The following is a 26,999-nucleotide window of genomic DNA, read 5'->3' as shown; positions in this document are numbered from 1 at the left end:
TAAAGTGGTATTTTACATACACTTACAATTGATTAAAGACAACATTTTCCGTGTGGTTTTTTGTTACATCTAGATTAGGGCAATGTCATGACGGTTATGTGCGGTTATCGTCATGGAAAGAATAAAAAAGAACCGTCATTAAGAGCAATGGCGCAATCTGGATGAGACCTCTATGACAAGGATTACACATCGTGCACGCCGTTTTTTCAGCCTGATAGTACCGCTTTTTTTCATTTCTGCTGTTTACGCTGAGCAAACTGCCGCACCCGCAAAAACCGTTACCGTTGAAGCGAAAAATGACGTCTTCGCGCCTCAACATCCCGATCAATACCTCTCCTGGAAAGCCACGTCGGAACAGTCCACGCGGGAAGACGCGCTGGCGGAAGATCCGCGGCTGGTGATCCTGTGGGCAGGTTATCCCTTCTCTCGTGACTACAACAAACCGCGCGGGCACGCGTATGCGGTAACCGACGTGCGGGAAACCCTGCGTACGGGCGCGCCGAAAAACGCCGAAGACGGTCCGCTGCCGATGGCCTGCTGGAGCTGCAAAAGCCCGGACGTGGCGCGTTTGATCCAAAAAGAGGGGGAAGATGGCTACTTCCACGGCAAATGGGCGCGTGGGGGACCGGAGATCGTCAATAACTTAGGCTGCGCCGACTGCCATAACACCGCATCCGCCGATTTCGCGAAAGGCAAGCCGGAACTGACCCTGTCGCGCCCCTATGCGGAACGCGCAATGGAAACCATCGGCAAGCCGTTCGATAAGGCCAGCCGCTTTGACCAGCAGTCAATGGTCTGCGGTCAGTGCCATGTAGAATACTATTTCGACGGTAAAAACAAAGCCGTTAAGTTCCCGTGGGATGAGGGAATGAAGGTCGAGAACATGGAGAAATACTACGACGCCATCGCGTTCTCTGACTGGACCAACTCGCTGTCGAAAACGCCCATGTTAAAAGCGCAGCACCCGGAATATGAGACCTGGAGCGCGGGTATTCACGGTAAAAACAACGTGACCTGTATTGACTGTCACATGCCAAAAGTGCAGAACGCGGAAGGTAAACTCTACACCGACCACAAGATTGGCAATCCATTCGACAACTTCGCCCAGACCTGCGCGAACTGCCATACCCAGGACAAGGCTGCGCTGCAAAACGTGGTCGCCGAGCGTAAAAAGTCGATCAACGAGCTGAAAATCAACGTCGAGGATCAACTGGTTCATGCCCACTTCGAAGCGAAGGCGGCCTGGGATGCCGGAGCGACGGAAGCGGAAATGAAGCCGATTCTGGAAGACATTCGCCATGCGCAATGGCGCTGGGATCTGTCGATCGCCTCTCACGGCATTCATATGCATGCGCCGGAAGAAGGGCTGCGGATGCTGGGCGGCGCGATGGATAAAGCCGCTGATGCCCGTACCAAACTGGCGCGTCTGCTGGCGACCAAAGGCATCACCCACGAGATCGCCCTGCCGGATATCTCCACCAAAGAGAAAGCCCAGGCGGCGATCGGTCTGAACATGCAGCAGATTAACGCTGAAAAACAGGACTTCATCAAAACGGTGATTCCGCAGTGGGAAGACCAGGCGCGTAAAAACGGTCTGTTAAGCCAATAACCCCTTCCGCCCCACACACAGGGGCGGATTACTCAACGGAGTGAATATGAGCGTATTACGTTCGTTATTAACTGCTGGGGTGCTGGCGTCAGGTCTGTTATGGAGCCTGAGTGGGGCAACCGCCACGCCAACGCCGCAGGAGTCTGATCGCTGGGAGGTCACGCCACAGCGTAGCCCGGACGCCGCCTGCCTGGACTGTCATAAGCCGGACACCGACGGGATGCACGGCAAGCATGCGTCCGCCACCAATCCGAATAATAAACTGCCGGTCACCTGTACTAACTGCCACGGCCAGCCGTCGCCGCAGCACCGTGAAGGGGTGAAGGATGTGATGCGCTTTAACGAGCCGATGTACAACGTCGAGCAGCAAAACAGCGTCTGTATGTCCTGTCACCTGCCCGAGCAACTGCAAAAAGCTTTCTGGCCGCACGATGTTCACGTCACGAAAGTGGCCTGCGCCAGCTGTCACTCACTGCATCCGAAGCAAGACGCAATGCAGACGTTAAGCGATAAAGGGCGGATTAAAATCTGCGTCGATTGCCACAGCGATCAGCGCAACAATCCGAACTTTAATCCGGCGTCGGTTCCCTTGCTTAAGGAGCATCCATGAGCTGCTCCCGTCGCCAGTTTATCACCCGCGTCGGCGCGCTGGTGGCGGTTAGCGGCACAGCAGGACGCGTGGTAGCGAAAACGTTGAATATCAACGGCGTGCGTTACGGCATGGTGCATGATGAATCGTTATGCATCGGCTGTACCGCCTGTATGGATGCCTGTCGGGAAGTGAACAACGTGCCGGAAGGCGTCTCGCGGCTGACGATTATTCGCAGCGAACCGCAGGGGACGTTTCCGGACGTGAAGTACCGCTTTTTCCGTCATTCATGCCAGCATTGCGATCATGCGCCGTGCGTGGACGTCTGTCCGACCGGCGCGTCCTATCGCGATGCCGCCAACGGTATTGTGGACGTCAACCCGGATCTCTGTGTCGGTTGCCAGTACTGTATCGCCGCTTGTCCATACCGGGTGCGCTTTATTCATCCGGTGACGAAAACGGCGGATAAGTGCGATTTCTGCCGTAAGACCAACCTGAAAGCGGGCAAGCTGCCAGCCTGCGTTGAGGCCTGCCCGACGAAGGCGCTGACCTTTGGTAATCTTGACGATCCCAACAGTGATATTTCGCGGCTGTTACAGCAGAAACCCACCTACCGTTACAAGCTGGCGCTGGGCACGAAACCGAAGGTCTACCGCGTTCCCTTTAAATTTGGGGAGGTGAGCCAATGACAAACGCATCTGCTTTCCACTTTGAATCGCTGGTGTGGGACTGGCCCATCGCCATCTATCTGTTTTTGATCGGTATCTCCGCCGGGCTGGTCACGCTGGCGATTCTGCTGCGTCGTTTCCATCCGGAGGCGGGCGGCGCTGACAGTACGCTGCTGCGTACAACGCTGGTGGTCGGGCCGGGGGCGATAATTCTCGGCCTGCTGATTCTGATCTTCCATCTGACGCGTCCGTGGACCTTCTGGAAACTGATGTTTCACTACAGTTTTACGTCAGTGATGTCGATGGGGGTCATGCTGTTCCAGTTGTACATGGTGGTGCTGGTACTGTGGCTGGCGAAAATCTTTGAAAAAGAGCTGATTGCTCTGCAACAGCGTTGGCTGCCGCGTCTGAGTGTGCTGCCAAAAGCGCTGTCGCTCATCACGCCGTTTCATCGCGCGCTTGAAACGCTGATGCTGGTGTTGGCGGTACTGCTTGGCGCCTACACCGGATTTTTGCTTTCCGCGCTCAAGTCCTACCCGTTCCTGAATAACCCGGTCCTGCCGGTGTTGTTCCTGTTCTCGGGGATCTCTTCCGGCGCGGCGGTGGCGCTCATTGCAATGGCCTTGCGCCAGCGCAGCAACCCACACAGTACGGAAGCGCACTTTGTTCACCGAATGGAAACACCGGTGGTGTGGCTGGAAATCTTCCTGCTGGCGGCCTTTTTTGTTGGCCTGGCGTTGGGCGATGACGGCAAAATGCGCGCGCTTTCCGCCGCGTTAGGCGGTGGATTCTGGACCTGGTGGTTCTGGATCGGCGTCGCGGGGCTGGGGCTGATTGTGCCGATGCTGTTGAAGCCGTGGGCGAATCGTGGATCCACCTTCCACGGTGTGCTGGCGGCCTGCGGCGCCAGCCTGACCGGCGTTCTGCTGTTACGTTTCTTTATTCTGTATGCGGGGCAACTGACGGTTGCATAACCTGGACGTGTTCCTACCTGAAGCCGGTTTTCTGGCGCTGTTGTTAAGCCTTGGGGTCAACGTGTTGACCCCGCTTGCCGTGCTGACCGGGATTCAGCGGCGCTGGCTGGGCGTTATGCGCCTGGCGAGCGTCGGCGTCTGGACGCAGTTCGCGCTTTTGCTGGCGGCGTTTACGCTGTTGATAAACGCCTTTCTGAGCAGCGACTTTTCGGTCATCTACGTGGCGCAGCACAGCCACAGCTTGCTGTCGTGGGGGCTAAAGCTGGCGGCGGTATGGGGCGGACATGAAGGTTCCTTACTGCTATGGGTGCTGTTTCTTTCTGCCTGGAGCGCGCTGTTTGCCTGGCGCTACCGTCAACAATCGGATGCGCTGTTTCCGCTGACGCTCAGCCTTCTTTCTCTGATCACCGCGTTGCTGCTGCTGTTTGTGGTGGTGTGGTCTGATCCGTTTGCACGTATTTTCTCTCCCGCGATAGAAGGGCGCGATCTCAACCCGATGCTGCAGCATCTGGGGTTGATCCTGCATCCGCCGCTACTGTATCTGGGCTATGGCGGGCTGATGGTGGCTACGGGCGTGGCGCTCGCCTCGCTGCTTCACGGCGATTTTACTGCCGCGGCCGCCCGGGTGTGCTGGCGCTGGGCGCTGCCCGGCTGGTGCGCGCTGACCCTCGGCATCATCCTCGGCTCCTGGTGGGCGTACTGCGAGTTGGGGTGGGGCGGATGGTGGTTCTGGGACCCGGTGGAAAACGCCTCTCTGTTGCCCTGGCTGTCCGCCAGCGCGCTGCTGCACAGTCTGTCGCTTTCGCGCAGACAGGGGATTTTTCGCCACTGGTCACTGCTGCTGGCGGTCGTCACCCTGATTCTTTCACTGCTGGGCACGCTGATTGTGCGCTCCGGCATTCTGGTCTCTGTGCATGCTTTTGCGCTGGATAACGTGCGCGCGGCGCCGCTGTTTGCGCTGTTCGCCGTGCTGAGTCTCGCTTCGCTTGCGCTGTACGCCTGGCGGGCGCGTGATGGTCAACCGACAGCGCGTGCGGGGAACGGGTCGCGCGAAACGTTGATACTCGCGACGCTACTGCTTTTTTGCGCGGTACTGCTGATCGTGCTGGTGGGGACGCTTTACCCGATGATTTACGGTCTGCTTGGCTGGGGACGTCTTTCCGTAGGCGCGCCTTATTTCAATCGCGCTACGCTGCCGTTCGGCCTGCTGATGCTGGTCGTCATCGTTGTGGCGACGATAAGAAACCGTAAATCTGCCTGGCGACGACAGCTTCCGGCGCTGATTGCCCATACAGGCGTGCTGATCGCGGCGCTGGGGATTGTGGTGTCCAGCGTCAGCCGTCAGGAGATTAGCCTGAATTTACGTCCGGGGCAGCAGGTGGCGCTGGCAGGATACACCTTCCGCTTCGACCGGCTCGAGCTTGAAGCAAAGGGCAATTACACTACCGAGAAAGCGCAGATTGCGCTGTGGCAGGGGGAGAATCGTATTGGCAATTTGACACCGGAGCGGCGGTTTTATACCGCGCGCCGCCAGCAGATGATGGAGCCGGACATTCGCTGGAACCTTATACACGACTGGTATGCGGTAATGGGCGAGAAAACCGGTCCGGAACGTTACGCCATGCGGTTGTACGTTCAAAGCGGCGTGCGCTGGATCTGGGGCGGTGGGCTGCTGATGATTGTCGGCGCGCTACTGAGCGGCTGGCGCGGGAGGAGGGAAAATGCGTAATACGGCGCCATTTCACAGGCTGTTCATCCTGGTTACGCTACTTTTTTTCACGCTTACCGTCCACGCTCAGGTCGTCGATACCTGGACCTTCGCTAACCCGCAGCAGCAGGAGAAAGCGCTTTCTGTCGCCAGCCGGTTGCGTTGTCCCCAGTGCCAGAACCAGAACTTACTGGAATCCAACGCGCCGGTGGCGGTCAGTATGCGCCATCAGGTCTACACAATGGTGGCGGAGGGGAAAAGCGAAGCGGAAATTACTGTCTGGATGACCGAACGCTACGGCGACTTTGTTCGCTACAATCCGCCGCTGAACGGACAAACTTTGCTGCTTTGGGCGCTGCCGTGTCTGTTACTGCTGGTGGTGGTGGGGATCCTGTGGCGCGCGGTAACGCCCAAAAGGACAAACGATGATGCAGCCTGACTCCCACCGTTCTCTGCCCGTAAAACGTCTGGCGGCGGCCGTCATGCTGATGGTGATTATCTGCTTTAGCGGCTATCTGCTGTCGCCGAAATGGCAGGCGGTACGCAGCGAACAGCAGCGTCTGGCAGATCCGCTGCATGCGTTTACCGACGCGCAAACTCCACAAGCGCAACTGCGAACGTTGCAGAACCAGATTCGCGCGAATCCCCAGGACAGCGAAAAGTGGGCGTTACTCGGCGAGTATTATCTCTGGCGTAACGACTACGCTAACGCGCAGCGGGCGTATCGTCAGGCGCTGCAACTGCGCGGGGAGAACGCCGAGCTTTACGCCGCGCTGGCGACGGTGCTTTACTATCAGGCGGGACAGCATATGACGCCGCTGGCCCGTGAGATGATTGATAAAGCATTAGCGCTGGACGCCAGTGAGGTGACCGCGCTGATGCTCCTGGCCTCGGATGCGTTTATGCAGGCTGATTACCGCGAGGCGATTATCCAGTGGCAAAAAGCCCTTGATCTCAATTCACCCCGGGTAAACCGCGCACAGGTGATTGACGCAATAAATATGGCGAAGTTGTTGCAGAATCGTCAGAAATGATTTTGTTTTTTTGTGATTTATGTCGTTTTTGCTGTTTAAAAAACAGGCAAATGAACATCATACGCAAAATAATTCCTGAAAGTTATAATTCAAAAACGCACTTTTAAAAATCTTTCCATAACAAATAGTTATTCATAATAAACGCCATAAACTCGCGTTATTATGCATTATTTCAGCTAAATGCGCTGTTCTGAAAGGGTTGCGCAAGATGCCTTGCAAATGGTACTGATTATGCGCGTTAAAAAACTCTATAACCCAACGCAACACAATTCATACCCTTTCAGTATGTATCCATTCCCGCTTTGACGAGGGGACTGGCGCTCCATTGAGGAAGTCCGCTGTTATGAAAAGTTTTAAACTCAGCCTGGCCTGGCAGATTTTGATTGCCATGGTGCTGGGCATTCTACTGGGGAGTTACCTGCACTATCACAGCGACAGCCGTGAATGGCTGATTGCTAACCTGCTGTCACCGGCAGGGGATATCTTTATCCATCTGATCAAAATGATCGTCGTCCCTATCGTGATTTCGACGCTGATTGTCGGTATTGCCGGGGTGGGTGATGCCAAACAGCTTGGGCGTATCGGCGCCAAAACCATTATCTATTTCGAAGTGATCACGACCATCGCCATCATTCTGGGTATCACGCTGGCGAATGTGTTTCAACCCGGTTCCGGCATTGATATGTCGCAACTGGCGACCGTGGATATTTCGAAATACCAGAACACGACGGCGGAGGTGCAGAGCCATGCGCATGGCCTGATGGGCACCATACTCTCGCTGGTGCCAACCAACATCGTGGCATCGATGGCGAAAGGCGACATGCTGCCGATCATCTTCTTCTCGGTACTGTTTGGCCTGGGGCTTTCTTCGCTGCCTGCCACACACCGTGAACCGCTGGTGACGGTGTTCCGCTCCATCTCCGAAACCATGTTTAAAGTCACCCATATGGTCATGCGTTATGCGCCGGTCGGGGTGTTCGCACTGATTGCCGTGACCGTCGCTAACTTCGGTTTTGCCTCCCTGTGGCCGCTGGCAAAACTGGTGCTGCTGGTTCACTTCGCGATTCTGTTCTTCGCGCTGGTGGTGCTGGGGATTGTCGCGCGCCTGTGTGGACTTAGCGTCTGGATCCTGATTCGCATTCTGAAAGACGAGCTGATCCTGGCTTACTCCACCGCCAGCTCCGAGAGTGTGCTGCCGCGTATCATCGAAAAGATGGAAGCCTACGGCGCGCCAGCGTCGATTACCAGCTTCGTCGTGCCAACGGGGTACTCCTTTAACCTTGACGGTTCCACCCTGTACCAGAGTATTGCCGCCATCTTTATTGCGCAGCTGTACGGGATCGACCTGTCGTTGTGGCAGGAGATCGTACTGGTGCTGACGCTGATGGTTACGTCGAAAGGGATTGCCGGCGTGCCGGGCGTGTCATTTGTGGTGCTACTGGCTACATTAGGCAGCGTGGGTATTCCGCTGGAAGGTCTGGCGTTCATCGCTGGTGTCGACCGTATCCTCGACATGGCGCGTACCGCGCTGAACGTGGTGGGGAATGCGCTGGCGGTGCTGGTCATTTCCAAGTGGGAACACAAGTTTGACCGCAAGAAAGCGCTGGCTTACGAGCGCGAGGTGCTGGGCAAATTTGATAAAACCGCCCAGTAACGGTTAACAGGTTGCCGGATAAGCATCGCGTTATCCGGCAATCTGAATCACCCGTTCGTTAACTTCTCAAACTCCTCGCAGCCGGTATCGAATCCTTCGGTGCAGCTCAGATTCAACCAGTGCAGCGCCTTCTGTTTGTTCTTCTCAATAAAGCCCTGTTCACCGTTCAGAAACATCATTCCCGCCCAGTATTCGGAATAGCCGGTACGGGAAATGGCGGAACTGCGTTTGAAATACCAGGTCGCTTTGTCATCGTCTGCCGGAATGCCGACGCCGTTGGCGTAAATCAGTCCAAGCAGCATCTGCGCATCAACCGCCACGTCGCTCTCGAGATTTTGCGAGGCGTTTTGCAGCAGGGAAATCGCTTTCGGGTAGTCGGGCTTCCCGGCCTGGGTGTTCAACAGAATCCGCGCGAGGGTGATCTCGCCCGCTTTACTGCCCGCTTGCGCCGCCCTTTCGGCCAGCGTTTTCGCTTCACGGTAATCGAGGCTGACCGGGTTGGTGATTTTGATTTGCGCCAGTAGCGCACAGGCGTCGGCATCGCCATTACTGGCGGATTTCTGCGCCCAGTATTCGGCTTTGCTTAAGTCGCCAAAGCTAAACCAACTGTCAGCGAGGTAATACTGTGCGCGTCTGTCTCCTGCCTCTGCGGCCTGCAAATACTGGCTTCCCGGTTCCGGGGCGGCAGCATGGGCAAAGAATGTCATGAATAACATCAATGCAAGAAGTGGTTTCATTTTGCGTTTTAGTTAGGGTACGGAAAAGACAGTATAAAGAGATCGTCTGGATAAAAAAACAGCCTCCACGGAGGAGGCTGCTGTCGTTAAACATGCCAGGTAAGGCATGTCAGAATCAACCCATTGCGCTTTCGCGCAGACGGGTTTTCAGCTTGTTGTACTCGTCAATCACATACTGCTCGGCGGCGCGCTGGTCGGCGATCGGTTCAACGCGTACGGCGCAGTATTTGTACTCCGGCGTTTTGGTAATCGGGCTTAAGTTCTCGGTAACCAGCTCGTTACAGGCGCCAATCCACCACTGGTAGGTCATGTAAATCGCCCCTTTGTTCGGGCGTTCGCTGACCTGCGCACGGGTGATGATTTTGCCTTTACGCGAATGAACCCAGACCAGCGCTTCATCTTCAATGCCCAGACGCGCGGCGTCGGCGGCGTTGATTTGCGCATAGCCCGGCTCGTCCGCCAGCGCAGCCAGCGCCGCGCAGTTACCGGTCATTGAGCGGCAGGAGTAGTGGCCAACTTCACGAACCGTCGACAGCACCATCGGGTACTCTTCGGTCAGCTTGTCGATCGGCGCAACCCAGTCGCAGGTAAAGAACTGCGCGAGACCGTTCGGGGTATCAAATTTCTCTTTAAAGAGATACGAGGTGCCCTGATCGGCGTCGGACGTGTCGCGACACGGCCACTGGATATAGCCCAGTTCGCCCATTTTCTCGTACGTGGCGCCGTAGAAATCCGGGCACAGATGACGCAACTCGTCCCAGATCTCCTGGGTGTTGTTATAGTGCATCGGGTAGCCCATCCGGGTGGCGATTTCACTGATAATTTGCCAGTCCGTTTTCAGATCCCACTTCGGTTCGACCGCTTTAAAGAAGCGCTGGAAACCACGGTCAGCGGCGGTAAAGACCCCTTCATGCTCGCCCCACGACGTAGACGGTAAAATCACATCCGCCGCCGACGCGGTTTTGGTCATAAAGATGTCCTGCACGATAACCAGTTCCAGGTCCTCAAACGCTTTACGCACGGCTGACAACTCGGCATCAGTCTGTAGCGGATCTTCGCCCATGATGTACGCCGCGCGCACTTCGCCATGCGCCGCCCGGTGCGGCAGCTCGCTGATGCGATAGCCGGTATGTTCCGGCAGGCTGTCGACACCCCAGGCTTTGGCGAACTTCTCACGGTTTTCCGGGAACTTCACGTACTGATAGCCCGGATAGGTGTCCGGCAGCGCGCCCATGTCGCAGGCGCCCTGTACGTTGTTCTGGCCACGCACCGGGTTGACGCCGACGCTCGGCTTACCGAGGTTACCGGTCAGCATCGCGAGGCTGGTCAGCGAACGAACGGTTTCCACGCCCTGATAGAACTGGGTGACGCCCATGCCCCACAGGATCGATGCGCTTTTCGCCCCGGCATACATCCGCGCCGCCTGACGAATGTCGTGGGCGCTGACGCCGGTGATATCCTCAACAGATTCCGGCGTATAACCGTCGACAATCTTACGGTACTCTTCAAAGCCTTCCGTACGCGAAGCGACAAACGCCTGGTCGTACAGGTTTTCTTCAATAATGACGTGGCCCATGGCGTTCAACAGCGCGATATTCGAGCCGTTTTTCAACGCGATGTGCATATCGGCAATGCGCGCGGTTTCAATTTTGCGCGGATCGCAGACGATGATTTTCGCGCCGTTACGTTTCGCGTTAATCACGTGATTCGCCACGATGGGGTGGGAATCCGCCGGGTTATACCCGAAGATAAACACGAGATCGGTGTTATCAATTTCGTTAATTGCGTTACTCATTGCGCCGTTACCGACCGACTGGTGCAGACCTGCAACCGATGGGCCGTGTCAGACGCGAGCGCAGCAGTCAACGTTATTGGTACCAATAACGGCGCGCGCAAATTTTTGCATGATGTAGTTGGTTTCATTCCCGGTGCCACGCGACGAACCGGTCGTCTGAATGGCGTCGGGTCCGTATTTCGCCTTGATGGCGCTCAGGCGTTCAGCGACATAATTCAGCGCTTCATCCCAGGAAACGGATTCCAGTTTGCCGCCGCGCTGGCGACGAATCATAGGGGTTTTCAGGCGCGGGGTCAGGATCTGGGTATCGTTAATAAAATCCCAGCCGTAGTAGCCCTTCAGACACAGGGTCCCCTGGTTGGTTTTCCCCTGCGCTGCCTCAGCCCGGACGATTTTGCCGTTATCGACCACCAGGTTGATTTTGCAACCTGATGCGCAATACGGGCAAACCGTGACGACTTTTTTCATCACTTTGCTCCAGTTAAACAGTTCTTACCTGCCCATTATGCAGCTTCTATGCCATGTTTTTGTTGTGAGTATTTCCTGACTTTACGACCCTTTATTGGGCAAAACCCTGACGAAAAACAGGCAATCGTCAAAATTGACGTGTCGAAAGGGCAGGAGATGTGACATGGATTTAATTTCCGTCATGCAAAAAAAACATGCCGGCTGGTGCGGACGACAGAATGGTGCAGACTTAACATAATTGCCTAATGGAACCATGCGATGAAACCGGTGATTCTGGTGGCTGAAGACGATGTCGCAGTTTGCGGGCTGCTACACAGCCACAAAATGAAAGCCGTAGGACAACTGACGGCGGGCTGGCGCATGATTTCAATAACCTGCTCTACGCTGGAAAGTGAGACGCAAACGCCGGCATGGTCCGCATGGATTGACGTCAGCCAGCGGGAAAACGCGATTATCCACCTGGTGATATACGCCCGGGATGCGATGGAAGGGCAAAGCGGCGTGATTAAAACCCGAACCAGGAACCAACGTATTACCCGCAGCGGCGGGCGCGGACGCGGCATAAGGGGCTGGTAATTTGAAAAAGCCCTACTATTTCAGAATTTAACTCCTGTTTCAGCTATTTACACTACTGTTTCGGCATGCAACTATCCTGATTTGACCACAATTTTAAATCAGGTCTTAGTTATGGATAACTGGCTAGTGCTGTTTGACGGGCAGGCGCGCTATCTGCTGGAAATTTACGACAGCCCGGTAAAAGTGGATGTACTGAAGTTTACCGGGCGCGAAGCCCTCAGCGAACCATTCCGCTGGACCATCGACTTCACCACCCCGCAGAACAACCTCGCCCCGGAAGACGCGCTGATGAAACACGCCACCCTGCGCATGCGCAGCGGCAAGGCGGTGCACGGCATCATCACCCGTCTTGAGTGGATTTCCACCACCGCCGACCAGTCGCATTACCAGGTGGTGATGAGCTCTCGCCTGGCGTTGCTCAGCCGCACCCGCCAGTGCCGCATTTTCCAACACCAGTCCGTGCCGGAGGTGGTGGAGCAGGTATTACGCCGACATGGCCTGGAAGGCGCGGATTTTGACTTCCGCCTGGAGCGGACGTACCCGGCGCGGGAACTGATAACCCAGTGGCGGGAGACGGACCTGGAGTTTGTGCAGCGCATACTTTCAGAGGTCGGGATTTTCTGGCGCACGGAGACGGACGAGGCGCGCGGGCTCGAAGTGGTGATTTTTGCCGACAGCCAGCTGAACTACCGATTTGACGTCAGCCTGCCGTACCGCGAACCGTCCGGGCTGTATGACGGGGCAGAGGAGTCGGTGTGGGACGTGTACACCCTGAACCAGGCGGTGCCAGTCATGGTCAGCGCCCGGGATTACAACTACCGCACCGCCGGGACACCGATGGACGCCACGGTGAGCGTGCGCAGTGACGCGGTGACCACCGGAGAGCACTACCGGTACGCCGCGCCGTACCGGGAGGCGGGCGACGATACTGACCCGGAGCCGGAGACCGAATCCGGCGCCTTTTATGCCCGTATCCACCATGAACGCGAGCTGAACGCGTCGGCCTGTATTCATCTTGAGAGTAACGCCGCCGGCCTGATGCCCGGCCAGGTGCTGGAGCCGCAAGGGGAGGTGATTCGCGCGCTCCGGGACGGCATGGTGATAACGGAAGTAAAGTACCACGCCGCCCGTGACACCCGCCTGCATGTTTCCGTCGACGGGATGCCCTACACGGAGCGTTACTGCTTCCGCCCGGCGGAAACGCATCGCCCGGAAGTACACGGCACCCTGCCTGCCCGCATTGAGAGCCGGGAGAAGAACGACATTTACGCTCACCTGGACGAACAGGGCCGCTACCGCGTCAGGCTGGACTTTGACCGGAACGATGCGGAGCAGGGTTTCGCGTACCTGTGGCTGCGGATGGCGAAGCCGTATGCCGGGGAAACGTACGGCTGGCACACGCCGCTTATCGACGGCACCGAAGTGGCCATCGCGTACAGCAACGGCGACATCGACCTGCCGTATATCGCTTACGCCCTGCATGATTCTGAGCACCCGGATCATGTTGCCCGCGACAACCATACCCGCAACGTGTTGCGCACGCCCGCGAACAACAAGCTGCGGATGGAAGACCAGCGCCAGAAAGAACATATCAAACTCGCCACAGAGTACGGCAAGACCCAGTTGAACTCCGGACATCTGGTGGATGCACAGGAGAAGCCCCGCGGTAAGGGCTTTGAACTCCGGACAGATGAATACGGTGTGATACGGGTGGCGAAGGGGCTCTTTATCACCGCGGACGGGCAGCAGAAGGCACAGGGCGAGGTGCTGGATATGAACACCGCGCTTAAGGAAATCGACATCTGCCTGCAACAGCTTCAGCAACTGGAGATGGCGGCGGAGCAGGCGCAGGCGCTGAAGGCTGACTGTGAAAGCCAGATACAGATGTTTGAAAAGCGCCTGAAGCCGCTGAACGAAACCCTGCTGTTCTCCGCACCCGAAGGGATGGCGCTGACCAGCGGGGAACATATGCAGATAACCGCAACAAAAAATGTCGCCATCAACGCCGGAGGAGATATCAGCGCCGGCGTGATGGGTAACATGACGGCGCTGGCGGGTGAAAAAATGGGGTTGTTTGCCCGGACGGGGCAATTGAGCCTGAAAGCCAGCGAAGGCCCGGTGGAGATGCAGGCGCAGAACGGGAAAATAGAGCTTTTTGCGGAGAAGAAACTGATCCTGACGTCGACAAGTGACATCACGTTTGCCGGGAAGAAACGCATCACGCTGATTGGTGGCGGGAGCTACCTGCGGCTGGAAGCGGGGAAAGTCGAGTACGGCACCACGGGGACGTACCTGCGGCGGACGAAGCGGACGATGGCGGCGGCTCCGGCCACCATGCCGTTACCCATTCCGCTTATCCCCGGCCAGTATCCGCCGCTTAGAGGCTCAATATGTATTGAGTGTCTTCTCAATGCCATCAAAGCCAACGACGCTATTGTTCAGGGAGCGTAGTCAATGGATGCCACAAAAATGATGCAGGCGCTACCTGAATCAACGACCACTCATCTCTTTCTGCTATTGGAAGGCGGCGCGCAAACACCGGATGCTTTTCAAACTTTTTATAATGAACACGCATCGGCTCTGTATTCGCTTTATCTCCATCCACAACTTGCAGAATTCAGAAACTATGGACCCTGGTTGTTCGCTTTAAAAAATAAGGAGGCGGTAGAGCGTTATATTGATTCCATGCCGGGTTTAGCGGCTGTTATCGCTTCTTCACGCTCAGGCGGAGCTTTAGCCGTTCAGCTTTCTGCTGCATGCACAATTATTTCGCCCGATGGATCTGCGTCATTAGTGCGTTTTTATGTCCGGAATGTCATGAGTCTGCTGGCGAGCCGTAACGATCGGGAATGGCACAGTATATTATTTAGAGGGGTTTCTCAGTGGTGGTCACCTGAAGAGAATGGATGGCAGCCTGTAAATATTCCCCCTTCGCGGGTAATAAATGCCAGAGATAGCGCCATACGGATGAATAAAGAAGAATGGCAATACATCGCAGATGACCCGGTTGTCACCAGTGTATTAACCGCCTGGCAAAAGTTGCCCTCCAGTCAGCATTTCTCTCCGTGTGTACAGCGCGATATGGTCAAGAAAGCGCTGAACAAGGCATGCGAAGCGAAGATGAAAATGGGTGCAGAGCAAAAACTGTATGCCTTTTTTTATCTCAATGGTGGCAAGAAAATACTGGAGTCAGGAGCTATGCACTCTGCATTAGAAAATGTTGCGCAGGGAAAAGTCTCGCTGGAGCAAGTATTCAAAAATATTATTCAACGTCAGGGATGAAACCAGAATATGGGATTTTTCCGTGCGTATAAAAAAATAGACGGTGCGGTTAACCGGGGTTATGCCCGCTGGGGAAAATGGCTCTGGGGAGCACTGATACTGCCGGTGGTGATTTATCTTGGCTGGTCGGTGTGGGCGGCGGTCTGGGGACCACCGTCGGGGCCGGTGACGCTGATTATTCACAGTGAACTCGACAGGCCTGTTCTGGGATTTAGCGTGAATGGCATGGCGGGAGGAAATGCGTTTGCACGCGATAAAAGTAATCCTTACGGGACTGGTCCCGGTGCAGCCACCTGTTGCGGCAGCATCAGCGGGGATAAGGCGGAAGTGATCTGGACACTCAGTACCACCAGAGCCCAATACGACGCAGGGCTGCGTAAAGAGACCCGCAAGTTAACACTTCCTTTGCCAGGACGTGAGTGGGGTGAAAACTATCTTCATGTCTATTTCCTGCCCGATGACAAAGTCTATTTATGGTGGAGCACGGGTTTTAACAGTCCGTCTGCTGAGGAGATAGCCGTACAGGCGGCAGAAAAGCAGCGCCAGAACAGGCACTGATTCTGAGGGATTAAAATGGGATTTTTTAAGGCATTCGCCAAAATAGACGGTGCGGTTAACCGGGGTTATGCCCGCTGGGGAAAATGGCTCTGGGGAGCACTGATACTGCCGGTGGTGATTTATCTTGGCTGGTCGGTATGGGCGGCGGTCTGGGGACCACCGTCGGGGCCGGTGACGCTGATTATTCACAGTGAACTCGACAGGCCCATAAGAGGATTTAGCGTAAATGGCGTGGCGGGAGGAAATGCGTTTGCACGCGATAAAAGTAATCCTTACGGGACTGGTCCTGGTAAATCAACCTGCTGCGGCAGCATCCGCGGGGATAAGGCTGAAATTATCTGGACTGTCGATTACACACTTGCGCAATACAAAGCGGGGGTGCGTACAGAAGTCCACAAAAAAATATTACCCATGCCGCAGCGCCAGTGGGGCGAAAATTATCTCCATGTCTATTTCCTGCCCGATGACAAAGTCTATTTATGGTGGAGCACGGGTTTTAACAGTCCGTCCGCTGAGGAGATAGCCGTACAGGTGGCAGAAAAGCAGCGCCAGAACAGGCACTGATTCTGAGGGATTAAAATGGGATTTTTTAAGGCGTTCGCCAAAATAGACGGTGCGGTTAACCGGGGTTATGCCCGCTGGGGAAAATGGCTCTGGGGAGCACTGATACTGCCGGTGGTGATTTATCTTGGCTGGTCGGTGTGGGCGGCGGTCTGGGGACCGCCGTCGGGGCCGGTGACGCTGATTATTCACAATGAACTCGACAGACCTGTTTTAGGGTTTAGCGTGAATGGTGTTGCAGGTGCGAACGCATTTGCTCATGGCGGGGGCGGCGCCACCTGCTGCGGCAGTATCAGCGGGGATAAGGCGGAAGTGATCTGGACACTGGATATAACTCACGAGCAATACCTTAAGGGTATGAGATTAGAATCACGCCGCACGGTAATGCCTATGCCCGTCCGCCAGTGGGGTGAAAACTATCTTCATGTCTATTTTCTGCCTGAAGATAATGTCCGGTTATGGTGGAGTACCGGATTTAATCATCCTGATTCTCACGATATCAAAGACCAGGCCTCAGAATTAAAAAAAGGAAACTAACATATGGATATTGAAAGCCTTATTGCCGCGGCAAACCGGGCCCAGCAGGCGGAAGATGCTGGTTTAGGGAACTGTTCACGGGTATGGCATGTGGGGTTCTTTTTTGATGGAATTCATCGAAATATCGAACAGGATGCACCGGAGAATCGTCTCAGCAATATTGCGCGTTTGTATAGAGCATTTCCAAGCATACAACAGAACACCCCTCGAGAAACGTATGATGCATTTTACATTTCAGGCCTGGGCACTCCTTTTAATGAAACTCTCGTTGAAAAACTTCACACCGTCATGGATAGCGGTCTGGACAGCATAAAGGATAATTTAAAAGAGCAGCCCGGCGAAATGGCCAAAGACGCGGGCATGGATTCTATAAAAGGCAACAACTGGTACGAGGTTTTAAAAAACCAGGGAAAGAAACTTCTTAACCCTACGGAATGGAAAAAACTGGCTTCCGATACGACAAAAAAGGCTGCCAAAAAAAGTGTTATCGAAGCAACCCCCTGGCTTCGTGATAACCCTGTGATAGCAGATATGCTGGTAACGGGTGCTGATACCCGTATTGCATCGACAAAAATATCGTTTGAAGAAGGATACAAAGAAGCTGTTAAAAAAAGTCCGGTTCCCATCAGGCTTATCTCTGTCTCTCTGTTCGGCTTCGATCTCGGCGCTACCCTGGCACGTAAATTTCTCGACAGTCTGCTGAAAGATATTTGTCAGAAAGAGGGGGATAAATATACCTACCAGGGCATACCTGTCGATATCGTCTTTACCGGCCTGTTTGACTGCTCACGGCGTACGTCAGCCAGCAACAACAACGGCGTAGATTACTTTATCTCTGCGTTTGGCGGGCCATTAAAAGGAATCAGCGTATTTCTGGGAGACAAATCCATCGACCAGGACACCCCCTTGCCTAAGGCGGTAAAGAAAAGCCTGCATCTCGTCGCCGCCCATGAAACCCGCGTCTGGCGCAGCCTGTACCGCACCGGCAATAACCCGGCGCACAAGGAAGAACTCTATCCCGGATGCGCGGAGGATATTGGCGGTGGCCTGAAACCGGACGAACAGAAACCCAGTGCGGAACTCTGCCGCGTGGCGCTGCACAGAATGTACCGCGAGGCGACCATGGCGGGTGTGCCTTTCCCTGATTTTCAGACGTTGAATGAAAGCAACCCCGTGGTTGCTGAATATTTCATCATCCAGGACAACGTCAAAAACCAGTCCGTACTGCAGTGGGCAGAAGCTTACCAGAGCGCATTGCCCTTTACTTTATTAAGTACCGCAAGCCAAAATCGTCATCTGGACAGCTATATCGACTGGCTGGGTCGTCAGTACTATCAGTACCGAACAGAATGCATGAAATACGAAAAGCAGCGCGGCGATACGCTGGCCTCTGCTGGCGCATCGGCAGGGTTTGCAGGCATTACGCAGGAGGCGAAAGAGACCGCCGGGCAGTACGCCAGTGAACTGTCTGTGTTACAGCAAAACTGGGGCTGGCTTGATGATGTGAAGGATACTGCCATAAGAATGCGAAACAGTATGGAACAGAATCCCATGGACAGGCGCAGGGATATCGTACCGAACGTGTATGGACCCGCGCTGTGGCGTGCGAAGCGATTTCTGGATTATTTTCATGCGGCGCACCTCGGTAAGCCCCAGCCATTTCCCATAGATGCAGCACCGCCAGAAATGTACGCGTGGTTTGTACACGACCTGCAAACCGTTGAAAAAGGCGCGGGTATTTCGCAGGACTTTTTTGTGATCCGCTCAATGGAGATGCCTGAGGCCTGATGAGGACTGATCGCGACAGAATTTGAGATTCCTCCGCTACTCCAGCCAATAGCCAGTCATTACCTTAAGGCCAGTTCACCTGTGAGTCTGGCCTTATGAAACGTTACTCTTCCGCCCTGCTATTGGGTCTGCTGACTTTAACCAGCCAACTGGCGCAGGCCGATGTGATTGATGACACCATTGGCAATATTCAGCAGGCGATCAACGACGCCTATAACCCCGGCAGCAGCCGTAATGACGATGATGACGATCGTTACGATCGCAGCCGTCAAACCGACAGTCGACAGTACGACGATCGCCGCCGACAGCTCGAGGACAGGCGCCGCCGTTTAGACGAACGCCAGCGCCAGCTGGATGACGACCGACGTCGATTAGAAGAGGACGAACGCAGGCTGGAAGAAGATTACGAACGGTGGTAAGGGCAGTCTGTTGCCCTCTCCCGCGGAGGAGGGAAAACGCTTAGTCCAGCACCAGTACCATCCCGTCATACCCCGCTTCGATGCCGTCCGGCAGCGGGTTATCCATCATCCACACGTCAAACTGATGGCTGATATGCGTCAGGATCACCCGTGGGCAGCCAATCACCTCATTCAGCGCAATCACGGTGTTTAAATCGCAATGGTTGCGCGGCGCGTCTGGTCGCGGTTCATGGCTACAGTCGATCACTATCGCCTGCGGGCGGTTGTTGAGCAAAAATTTCAGCGTCTTATCCGGCAGCCCGGCGGTATCCGAAAGCCACGCCACCCGGCTGTGGGCAGACTCCAACAGATAGCCAAAGGTCAGCTTTGAGTGATTCAGCGGCAGCGGCGTCACCTGCAATCCCTGCAAATCAAACACCACAAACGGCTCGACGGTATGGTTGAAGTCGAGAATGCCGGGATGCTTAAACAGATCGTCGCAGCCCTGTTCGTCAGGCGGCCCGTACACCGGGATCGTCGCGCCCACGCCCCAGCGCAGCGGAAACAGCCCCTGCACGTGATCCATATGATAATGGGTGAGTAAAAATTGCTCAAAAGATCCGGCAGGCCAGCGATCCGCAAGATCGTGCAAGCCCGCGTCCAGCAATGTTACCGCATGATTAAATTTAATCACGCCGCTACACGGGCGACGACGATACGCTTCATGCTGGCGCGCCCGGCGGCAGGCCGCGCAGTCGCAGCCATACGCTGGAACGCCTTGTGCGCCGCCGGTTCCGGTTAAGGTGAGGGTCAGGCTCATCGGTTGCCTCACAGCGCTTTGGTGAAGCGAAAATGGCTCTGGGTGTAACCTTCGCGCAGGTAAAAGCGGTGGGCGTCAAGACGCTTCACGTTGGTGGAAAGCTCGGTCATCTCCGCCCCCGCGCGTCTGGCTTCGTCCTCTGCCCAGGCCAGCAGTTGGCTGCCGATTTTCAGGCCGCGCGCCTGGGGCATTACCACCAGTTCCTGAATCTCGCCGATCCAGTTGGCGTGATGGAGATGAAATTGCATATGCAGACCAATCATGCCCACCACCTCGCCGTCGAGCAACGCAAGCTGATAGCGCAGATTGCTATCCCGCAGGTTCGCCGCAAAGCCGGCGCTGAACGCCTGATGATCGAACTCGGCTTGCTTTAGTTCGCAAATGAGGGCATAGACGGCGTGGGTGTCGTCCGCCGTGGCGCGACGCAGTTCACAGGCAGGCATGGCTTTTCTCCTTTCGTCCGATCAGCATTAACAGCGTATCGACTGACTGTAGCAGACTGCCGTCATTGTTCAGCGTATGGCAGTCAAACGGCGCGTAGCGGGCGGCGCGTTCGAGACGGGCGGCAATCTCCGCTTCGCTTTCGCGTCCGCGCGCCTGTAACCGCTGGCGCAGAATGGCGGGGGAGACCTGCAAACAGACCGGCATCAGCGCTGTGCCGTAACGCGCCTGCGCCTGGGGAAGATGGGCGCGGGAGCCATTAACCACCACGTCGAATCCGCCGTTCAGCCACAGGTCGATCTCCACCCCGACGCCGTAGTATAAACCATTGGCGTGCCAGCTCAGCGCCAGCAGGTTATGTCCCGCACGGGTGAAAAATTCCTGTTCGCTCAGGGCGATATGGTTTTCATTTCCGGCGTTGGCCGCGCGGGTAATGTAGCGGTGCGCGACCAGGAGCTGCGCATGTTCCTGCTGGCGCAGCGCCGCCAGCAAACTGTCTTTACCGGAGCCGGACGGCCCCATCAGCCAGATCAGTTTTCCCATAGTCAGAACACCCTTTTTCCTTGACGCCAGACGTGATCGATATGCACGTGGTCGCCTTTGCGGTGCGCCAGTACCAGGTCGGCGCGTTTGCCCTCGGCGATAACGCCGCGATCGTTCAGATTCAGCGCCCGCGCCGGGTTGCGGGTCACCAGACGAATGGCCTGCGGCAGGGTAAAGCGGTTGGCATCGTCATCGGCGACGCGAAAGGCGGCGTCGAGCAGGCTGGCGGGGTAATAATCGGACGAAAGAATATCCAGCAGCCCCAGCTCGGCAAGCGCATGCGCGGCGACGTTACCGGAGTGTGAACCGCCGCGCACGATGTTCGGCGCGCCCATCAGCACATTCATGCCATGCTCGCGCGACGCTTGCGCCGCGGCGAAGGTGGTGGGAAATTCGGCGATCACGCTGCCAAGCTGATGTGACTCGCGCACGTGGTCGGGCGTAGCGTCGTCATGACTTGCCAGCGCGATGTTGCGCTCGCGGCAAAGCCGGGCGATAGCGCTGCGGTTAGGTTGCGACCAGCGGGCGGCGAGCGCCAACTGTTCTTCTTCATAGCGGGCCATCTGCTCGTCGGTGAGGGAATATTTGCCCTGATAATATTCGCGATACTTCTCGCGGTTGGCGAACTGGCGCTGGCCCGGCGAGTGATCCATCAGGGAAACCAGCGTGACCGGCTCGCGGCCGACCAGCTTTTCAAACAACGGCAGGGTGGTGTGATGCGGCAGCTCGCAGCGCAGATGCAGGCGATGCTCGGCGCGGTTGACGCCGCGCTTTTGCGTCTCTTCCACCGCGTTAATCATCTTTTCCAGATTTTCCAGCCTGTCGCCGCCGTCACGCATGTCGCCAATCGCCACCGCGTCCAGAACGGTGGTGATACCGCTGGCGACCATCAGCGCGTCGTGGCTGCTCATCGCTGAATGGGCGGGCCAGTCCACCTTTGGGCGCGGGGTGAAAAATTTATCCAGATTATCAGTATGCAGTTCAATCAGTCCCGGCAGCAGCCAGCCGCCTTCGCCGTCCAGCGCCTCCGGCAGACGGCTCTGGGTTTCGGCAAAAGCGTGGATCATCCCGTTGTGCATTTCCAGCGATCCCTGCACTACCTCGTCTTCCAGCACCAGCTTTACATTGTTGATAATCATGGTGTTGTTCCCATAAGATGCAAACGATCCGCCACCCGGTCGCGCACGGATTCATCGTGAAAAATGCCGACAATCGCCGCGCCGCGCGCTTTCGCTTCGGTAATCAATGCCACCACGGCGGCGCTGTTTTTGGCATCCAGCGAGGCGGTGGGCTCGTCGAGGAGCAGGATGGGATAATCGACAATAAAGCCGCGGGCGATGTTGACCCGCTGCTGCTCGCCGCCGGAAAAGGTCGAGGGGGCGAGATGCCACAGGCGCTCGGGTACGTTGAGGCGGGTCAGAAGACTCGCGGCTTTGGCGGCGCATGCTTCTCGCGGCGCGCCGAGGTCCAGCAGCGGCTGCATTACCACGTCCAGCGCGCACACGCGGGGGATCACCCGCAGAAACTGGCTGACCCAGCCGATGGTAGAACGACGTACTTCCAGTACCTTGCGCGCTGGCGCCTGCACCAGATCCACCCACTCGTCGCCGTGACGAATCCGGATCTGCCCTTCGTCGGGCAGATAGTTAGCGTACAGCGAGCGCAGCAGCGTCGATTTTCCGCTGCCGGAGTGACCGTGCAGCACCACGCATTCGCCGCGCGCTACCGTCAGCGAGGCGTTTTGCAGTACCGGCAGACGCACGCCGTTTTGCTGGTGGAGAACAAAGGTTTTACTGACGTTTTCAACGCGAATCATGTTGGCCTCTTAATTCTGTAATACCGACGACACCAGCAACTGCGTGTATGGATGATGCGGATCGTCGAGCACGCGGTCGGTTAATCCACTTTCCACCACCTGGCCCTGCTTCATCACCAGCAGACGGTCCGCCAGCAGGCGCGCAACGCCCAAATCGTGGGTGACAATCACCACCGCCAGATCCAGCTCCACCACCAGCCCGCGCAGCAGGTCCAGCAGTTTGGCCTGCACCGAAACGTCCAGCCCGCCGGTCGGTTCATCCATAAACACCAGCTTTGGATGGGTGACCAGATTGCGGGCGATTTGCAAACGCTGCTGCATTCCGCCGGAGAAGGTGGTCGGCAGGTCATCAATGCGCGAGGCCGGAATTTCCACTTCCTCGAGCCATTTTTGCGCGGTAGCGCGGATTTCGCCGTAGTGGCGCGCGCCGGTCGCCATCAGCCGTTCGCCGATGTTGCCTCCCGCTGAGACCTGGCGTCGCAAGCCGTCCAGCGGATGCTGATGCACCACGCCCCATTCGGTGCGCAGCAGGCGGCGACGGTCGGCCTCGCTCATCGCATACAGCGAACGGTTCTGATACTGGATCTCGCCGGACTGCGGCGTCAGGCGCGAAGAGATTGACTTCAGCAGGGTGGTTTTACCGGAACCGGACTCCCCGACAATGCCCAGCACTTCGCCCGGCCACAGGTCAAACGAGACATCGCTGAAGCCTTTGCCCGGCGCGTAAAGGTGGGTCAGGTGATTCACTGAAAGCAGCGGCTGCGTCATTGGCGTTGGGCCTCACTCTGTTGGCTGCAGTAGTCGGTGTCGGAGCAGACAAACATCCGTTTGCCGCTGTCGTCGAGCACCACTTCGTCGAGATAGCTATGGGTTGACCCGCAAATGGCGCACGGCTCATTCCAGGTCTGGACGCTGAACGGATGATCGTCGAAATCGAGACTCTCCACGCGGGTGTACGGCGGTACGGCGTAGATGCGCTTTTCGCGCCCGGCGCCAAACAGTTGCAGAGCGGGCATCCTGTCCATTTTCGGGTTATCGAATTTGGGGATCGGCGACGGGTCCATCACGTAGCGCCCGTTCACCTTCACCGGATAGGCGTAGGTGGTGGCGATGTGGCCGAAGCGGGCGATATCTTCGTACAGTTTCACCTGCATTACGCCGTACTCTTCCAGCGCATGCATGGTGCGGGTTTCGGTTTCGCGCGGTTCGATAAAGCGCAGCGGCTCTGGGATCGGCACCTGGAAGATCAGGATCTGATCTTCGGTCAGCGGCGTTTCCGGGATCCGATGGCGGGTCTGGATCAGCGTCGCGTCTTCCGTACGTTCGGTGGTGTTTACGCCGGTGACGCGCTTAAAAAAGTTGCGGATCGACACCGCGTTGGTGGTGTCGTCGGCGCCCTGGTCGATCACTTTCAGCACGTCCGGTTCGCCGATCACGCTGGCGGTGATCTGAATGCCGCCGGTGCCCCAGCCGTAGGGCATCGGCATTTCGCGGCCGCCGAACGGCACCTGATAGCCAGGGATCGCCACCGCCTTCAGGATAGCGCGGCGGATCATGCGTTTGGTCTGTTCATCAAGGTACGCAAAGTTGTAGCCGGAGAGGTTAGTCGTCACGGTCGGCCTCCTGTTGCAGGCGTTTAAGCAGTTCCAGCTCGGCCTGGAAATCGACGTAATGAGGGAGCTTGAGGTGCGAAACAAAACCCGCCGCCTCGACGTTATCCGCATGCGCCAGCACGAACTCCTCGTCCTGCGCCGGTCCTGTGACCGTTTCATCGTAGTCTGGTGCCTGTAGCGCGCGATCCACCAGCGCCATCGCCATGGCTTTGCGTTCGCTCATGCCGAACACCAGCCCGTAGCCGCGGGTGAAGTGAGGCGCATCATTGTCCGGGGCGACGAAGCCGTTGACCATCTCGCATTCGGTCACCAGCAGTTCGCCAACGTTTACCGCGAATCCCAGCTCTTCCGGCACCGTTTCCAGCTCAACGTAGCCGCTGCGGATCTCCGCCGCGAACGGGTGGTTGCGGCCATAACCGCGCTGGGTGGAATAGGCCAGCGCCAGCAGGTAGCCTTCGTCGCCGCGCATGAGCTGTTGCAGGCGTGAGGCGCGCGAGCAGGGGTAGACCGGCGGTGTGCGGGTGATATCGTCCGGCTGTGCGCCGGTATCCTCTTCGCGCTTTGCCAGCCCCTGCTTCGCCAGCAGGGAAAAGACGTGCGGCGCGGGTTCCGTTGGGTGATCGGCGGTGCGCAGAGGCGGCGTTTCGCCGTTCGCCAGCAGGGTGAAATCGAGCAGGCGATGGGTGTAGTCGTAAGTCGGGCCTAAAAGCTGCCCGCCGGGAATGTCTTTATAGACGGCGGAAATACGCCGCTCCAGGCGCATCTCCGCGCTGTTCAGCGGTTCGCTCACCGCCAGCTTCGCCAGCGTGGTGCGGTAGGCGCGCAGCAGGAAGATGGCTTCGACGTTATCTCCGCTGGCCTGTTTCAGCGCCAGCGCCGCCAGTTCGCGGTCGGCGATACCGCCTTCGGTCATCACCCGGTCAACCGCCAGGTTCATCTGCTGTTCAATCTGCGCCACGCTCAGTTCGCCGATGGCGGCATCGCCCCGACGGCGGTTCTCCTGGAGCGCATGGGCGTTGGCTATCGCCTTCTCGCCCCCTTTAACGGCGACGTACATCAGCACACCTCCACGTGGGTAGTGCGAGGGATGGCCAGCAGGCGCTCGCCGCAGGTAAGTATCAGATCGACGCCCAGCGGGAAGGGATGCGGGCGTTCGGTCAGTTCGTGGATCAGACAGTCCGGTAACTGCGGCGCGATCATCCGTTCTTCGGCGATCCCCGCCCCGGTCAGGCGCAGCATCCGCCCGCCGCTGAGGCTGGTGACCTGGACGATCAGCGTGGCGCTGGTTTCCGGCGCCACGGCGGAACCCGCAGAAAGGGCGTTAAGCTGCTCGCGGCTGATGCGCTCGTCGGTGACGGCAAACGCTGCCAGCTGCGGCTGCTCGACCAATGGCGCCTGAGTATGAAAACGCAGGTTCTGGCTGGCGATGTCGTTGTTCACCGCAGGTGACAGCCATACCGGCGTGTCGCCATCGACCAGGGTCAGCAGGACGCTGGTGGTGGCAAGGTTCAACGGTTGCCAGCCGTGCTTAAGCTGATGCAGGGCGACAATCACGCCCGGTTCGCTCATTGCTTTCAGCAGGCGGCGAAAGCTCTGTTGCGCGTCCTGAACGGGCAGGGTAAAGGCGGTTTGTAGTTCCGTGGATCGTGTCATTCGTTATCTCCGCGTACCAGCGTAAAGAAGTCGACCCGGCTGGCGTTCACTTCAGCGCGGCGGGCAGCGATTTGCGCCTCGCGTTCGGCCTCCAGCGGGGCGATTAAGGTTTCCATGAGCGTCTGAAAATGGGCCTGCTCCTGTAACAGCGCGTCGACGACGGCGCACCGTTCGGCGTGCTGTTTATTGCGTCCCAGCAGGTAGCTGTAGCCGAGCGTGCCGCTGTTCAGGCGCACCACCGCGCGGGTGAGCGTGGTATCGCCGGCAAAGAAACGGTTGCCGGTGCCGCCCATGCGCGCCTGGATCTGCATCAGACCGGTTTCCGGCGCGCGGATAAGCGTGTATTCCGGCGCCAGCTTCAGCGCCTGCATCAGTGCGTTCAGCGTTTCGGCGTTGCTCCAGGACAACGCGCGCATCCAGCGCTGGCGGGTGGCGGTATCGATGTGCATTCAGTGCTCCATAGTGAATTCGATCATGTCGGCGCGGGTCAGGCTGACGGAGTACTCCGCTGCCTGCTCCTCACCTTCACGATGGTTCAGGGTGCGCACGCAGAGCAGCGGCGCCATGTTCGGGATTTCCAGTACCTTGCTCTCTTTCGCCTGCGCGCGGCGGGCGCTGATGCGCGTCTGGGTACGCATCAGCGTCAGCCCGGACTGTTCGCGCAGATAGTCATGCAGCGAGCCGCTATGGAAGCCCTGCAACAGCGGCCAGAGGCTGAGGTCGGAAAAGTAGTGATCGATCAGGCACAGGGCGATACCGTTGACCCGGCGTAGCGTTCGCAGGTGAATGACGTTGTCGCCTTCCTGCACGCTGAGGGCATCAGCAACGTGGCGGGAAGCCGGTCGCAGTACCGCCAGCAGCTTTTCGCTGGTGGGATGGCTGCCCTGATCCAACAGATTCTGGCTAAAGCGCGCCTGGGCGTTCAGCGGGTAGTCGAACGGGCGCATCAGCACCAGCACGCCGATACCCTGACGACGCTGCACCCAGCCGCGTTCAACTAACTGATCGATGGCCCGGCGCAGGGTATGGCGGTTCACCTCATAACGGGCGGCAAGCTGATGCTCCGCCGGAAGATAGTCGCCGCAGCGGTAATGTTGACGAAGCTCCTGCTCAAGTCTCGCGGCAATCTCCTGATAACGCGTCGGGTAACTGGTCGGATGTGTAGACAAGTGCATAG

The 26,999-nt window shown here is 57.2% G+C and carries 27 protein-coding genes and 1 pseudogene; 15 read left to right on the top strand and 13 right to left on the bottom strand.

Annotated elements, in window-relative coordinates; all coding sequences use genetic code 11:
- The first annotated feature begins 172 nt into the window (after positions 1-172).
- The 7 genes and pseudogenes from nrfA to gltP all read left to right on the top strand — a co-directional run bounded on the left by nrfA (position 173) and on the right by gltP (position 8,236).
- Positions 173-1,609, top strand: a complete 1,437-nt coding sequence (gene nrfA / locus CSE01S_RS17595; RefSeq protein WP_042291139.1) for an ammonia-forming nitrite reductase cytochrome c552 subunit — start codon at positions 173-175, stop codon at positions 1,607-1,609.
- A 46-nt stretch (positions 1,610-1,655) separates the two neighbouring features.
- Complete coding sequence (nrfB, locus tag CSE01S_RS17590) at positions 1,656-2,219, top strand: cytochrome c nitrite reductase pentaheme subunit (RefSeq protein WP_042291137.1); 564 nt, start codon at positions 1,656-1,658, stop codon at positions 2,217-2,219.
- On the top strand, positions 2,216-2,887 hold the full coding sequence (gene nrfC / locus CSE01S_RS17585; RefSeq protein WP_042291135.1) for a cytochrome c nitrite reductase Fe-S protein: 672 nt from the start codon (positions 2,216-2,218) through the stop codon (positions 2,885-2,887). The genes nrfB and nrfC overlap by 4 nt, the downstream gene beginning before the upstream one ends.
- Positions 2,884-3,840 carry a cytochrome c nitrite reductase subunit NrfD gene (nrfD, locus tag CSE01S_RS17580; RefSeq protein ID WP_042291132.1) on the top strand — a complete coding sequence of 319 codons (957 nt, stop codon included), beginning with the start codon at positions 2,884-2,886 and terminating at the stop codon, positions 3,838-3,840. The genes nrfC and nrfD overlap by 4 nt, the downstream gene beginning before the upstream one ends.
- A pseudogene (nrfF, locus tag CSE01S_RS17575) lies at positions 3,833-5,987 on the top strand (heme lyase NrfEFG subunit NrfF). The gene nrfD and the pseudogene nrfF overlap by 8 nt, the downstream one beginning before the upstream one ends.
- Positions 5,974-6,582: a heme lyase NrfEFG subunit NrfG gene (nrfG, locus tag CSE01S_RS17565; RefSeq protein WP_042291123.1), complete on the top strand. Its 609-nt coding sequence runs from the start codon at positions 5,974-5,976 to the stop codon at positions 6,580-6,582. The pseudogene nrfF and the gene nrfG overlap by 14 nt, the downstream one beginning before the upstream one ends.
- Positions 6,583-6,925: 343 nt before the next feature.
- A complete protein-coding gene (gene gltP, locus CSE01S_RS17560; protein WP_042291121.1) occupies positions 6,926-8,236 on the top strand; it encodes a glutamate/aspartate:proton symporter GltP in 1,311 nt (436 codons plus the stop codon).
- Positions 8,237-8,283: 47 nt separating this feature from the next.
- On the opposite strand, the gene yjcO is transcribed toward gltP, so the two are convergent.
- Both yjcO and fdhF read right to left on the bottom strand, forming a co-directional pair.
- Positions 8,284-8,973, bottom strand: coding sequence for a Sel1 family TPR-like repeat protein YjcO (gene yjcO / locus CSE01S_RS17555; protein ID WP_042291118.1), 690 nt, complete (start codon positions 8,971-8,973; stop codon positions 8,284-8,286).
- Between the two features lie 115 nt (positions 8,974-9,088).
- Positions 9,089-11,236 (bottom strand): formate dehydrogenase subunit alpha, encoded by a 2,148-nt coding sequence (gene fdhF / locus CSE01S_RS17550; protein WP_084589031.1) that lies wholly within the window; start codon positions 11,234-11,236, stop codon positions 9,089-9,091.
- Between the two features lie 258 nt (positions 11,237-11,494).
- Between fdhF and CSE01S_RS23630 the strand changes: the two genes are divergently transcribed.
- The 8 genes from CSE01S_RS23630 (at position 11,495) to yjdP (ending at position 18,957) form a co-directional block, all read left to right on the top strand.
- Positions 11,495-11,812 carry a hypothetical protein gene (locus tag CSE01S_RS23630; RefSeq protein ID WP_042291108.1) on the top strand — a complete coding sequence of 106 codons (318 nt, stop codon included), beginning with the start codon at positions 11,495-11,497 and terminating at the stop codon, positions 11,810-11,812.
- Between the two features lie 111 nt (positions 11,813-11,923).
- Entirely contained in the window at positions 11,924-14,263 is a 2,340-nt protein-coding gene (locus CSE01S_RS17535) for a type VI secretion system Vgr family protein (RefSeq protein WP_072015017.1), read from the top strand.
- A 3-nt stretch (positions 14,264-14,266) separates the two neighbouring features.
- Entirely contained in the window at positions 14,267-15,094 is an 828-nt protein-coding gene (locus CSE01S_RS17530; RefSeq protein ID WP_042291106.1) for a DUF4123 domain-containing protein, read from the top strand.
- Positions 15,095-15,103: 9 nt separating this feature from the next.
- Positions 15,104-15,652 carry a DUF3304 domain-containing protein gene (locus CSE01S_RS17525; RefSeq protein WP_042291105.1) on the top strand — a complete coding sequence of 183 codons (549 nt, stop codon included), beginning with the start codon at positions 15,104-15,106 and terminating at the stop codon, positions 15,650-15,652.
- Positions 15,653-15,667: 15 nt separating this feature from the next.
- A complete protein-coding gene (locus CSE01S_RS17520; RefSeq protein ID WP_042291101.1) occupies positions 15,668-16,216 on the top strand; it encodes a DUF3304 domain-containing protein in 549 nt (182 codons plus the stop codon).
- Positions 16,217-16,231: 15 nt separating this feature from the next.
- Positions 16,232-16,750: a DUF3304 domain-containing protein gene (locus tag CSE01S_RS17515; protein ID WP_042291099.1), complete on the top strand. Its 519-nt coding sequence runs from the start codon at positions 16,232-16,234 to the stop codon at positions 16,748-16,750.
- Between the two features lie 3 nt (positions 16,751-16,753).
- Complete coding sequence (locus CSE01S_RS17510; protein ID WP_042291098.1) at positions 16,754-18,538, top strand: T6SS phospholipase effector Tle1-like catalytic domain-containing protein; 1,785 nt, start codon at positions 16,754-16,756, stop codon at positions 18,536-18,538.
- A 95-nt stretch (positions 18,539-18,633) separates the two neighbouring features.
- A complete protein-coding gene (gene yjdP / locus CSE01S_RS17505) occupies positions 18,634-18,957 on the top strand; it encodes a DDRRRQL repeat protein YjdP (protein ID WP_042291095.1) in 324 nt (107 codons plus the stop codon).
- 40 nt (positions 18,958-18,997) lie between these two features.
- On the opposite strand, the gene phnP is transcribed toward yjdP, so the two are convergent.
- The 11 genes from phnP to phnF are packed head-to-tail and all read right to left on the bottom strand — an operon-like array spanning position 18,998 to position 26,997.
- Positions 18,998-19,756 carry a phosphonate metabolism protein PhnP gene (gene phnP / locus CSE01S_RS17500; protein ID WP_042291093.1) on the bottom strand — a complete coding sequence of 253 codons (759 nt, stop codon included), beginning with the start codon at positions 19,754-19,756 and terminating at the stop codon, positions 18,998-19,000.
- 8 nt (positions 19,757-19,764) lie between these two features.
- The gene (gene phnO, locus CSE01S_RS17495) at positions 19,765-20,199 is read right to left on the bottom strand and encodes an aminoalkylphosphonate N-acetyltransferase (protein ID WP_042291090.1); all 435 of its coding nucleotides are present in this window, start codon (positions 20,197-20,199) and stop codon (positions 19,765-19,767) included.
- Positions 20,186-20,740 (bottom strand): ribose 1,5-bisphosphokinase, encoded by a 555-nt coding sequence (gene phnN / locus CSE01S_RS17490; RefSeq protein WP_042291088.1) that lies wholly within the window; start codon positions 20,738-20,740, stop codon positions 20,186-20,188. The genes phnO and phnN overlap by 14 nt, the downstream gene beginning before the upstream one ends.
- Positions 20,741-20,742: 2 nt before the next feature.
- Positions 20,743-21,879 carry an alpha-D-ribose 1-methylphosphonate 5-triphosphate diphosphatase gene (gene phnM, locus CSE01S_RS17485; RefSeq protein WP_042291085.1) on the bottom strand — a complete coding sequence of 379 codons (1,137 nt, stop codon included), beginning with the start codon at positions 21,877-21,879 and terminating at the stop codon, positions 20,743-20,745.
- On the bottom strand, positions 21,876-22,556 hold the full coding sequence (phnL, locus tag CSE01S_RS17480) for a phosphonate C-P lyase system protein PhnL (RefSeq protein ID WP_042291083.1): 681 nt from the start codon (positions 22,554-22,556) through the stop codon (positions 21,876-21,878). Before phnL ends, phnM begins: the two co-directional genes overlap by 4 nt.
- A gap of 9 nt (positions 22,557-22,565) precedes the next feature.
- Entirely contained in the window at positions 22,566-23,324 is a 759-nt protein-coding gene (gene phnK, locus CSE01S_RS17475; protein WP_042291081.1) for a phosphonate C-P lyase system protein PhnK, read from the bottom strand.
- Positions 23,321-24,112: an alpha-D-ribose 1-methylphosphonate 5-phosphate C-P-lyase PhnJ gene (phnJ, locus tag CSE01S_RS17470; RefSeq protein ID WP_042291331.1), complete on the bottom strand. Its 792-nt coding sequence runs from the start codon at positions 24,110-24,112 to the stop codon at positions 23,321-23,323. The genes phnK and phnJ overlap by 4 nt, the downstream gene beginning before the upstream one ends.
- A 46-nt stretch (positions 24,113-24,158) precedes the next feature.
- Positions 24,159-25,226: a carbon-phosphorus lyase complex subunit gene (locus CSE01S_RS17465; protein WP_042291079.1), complete on the bottom strand. Its 1,068-nt coding sequence runs from the start codon at positions 25,224-25,226 to the stop codon at positions 24,159-24,161.
- Entirely contained in the window at positions 25,226-25,822 is a 597-nt protein-coding gene (phnH, locus tag CSE01S_RS17460) for a phosphonate C-P lyase system protein PhnH (RefSeq protein WP_042291077.1), read from the bottom strand. The genes CSE01S_RS17465 and phnH overlap by 1 nt, the downstream gene beginning before the upstream one ends.
- Complete coding sequence (phnG, locus tag CSE01S_RS17455; protein ID WP_042291074.1) at positions 25,819-26,271, bottom strand: phosphonate C-P lyase system protein PhnG; 453 nt, start codon at positions 26,269-26,271, stop codon at positions 25,819-25,821. The genes phnH and phnG overlap by 4 nt, the downstream gene beginning before the upstream one ends.
- Positions 26,272-26,997 (bottom strand): phosphonate metabolism transcriptional regulator PhnF, encoded by a 726-nt coding sequence (phnF, locus tag CSE01S_RS17450; RefSeq protein WP_042291072.1) that lies wholly within the window; start codon positions 26,995-26,997, stop codon positions 26,272-26,274.
- Positions 26,998-26,999 lie beyond the last annotated feature (2 nt).

Source organism: Citrobacter sedlakii NBRC 105722, assembly GCF_000759835.1.
Taxonomy (GTDB): domain Bacteria; phylum Pseudomonadota; class Gammaproteobacteria; order Enterobacterales; family Enterobacteriaceae; genus Citrobacter_A; species Citrobacter_A sedlakii.
This window is presented reverse-complemented; position numbering and strand designations above follow the sequence as displayed.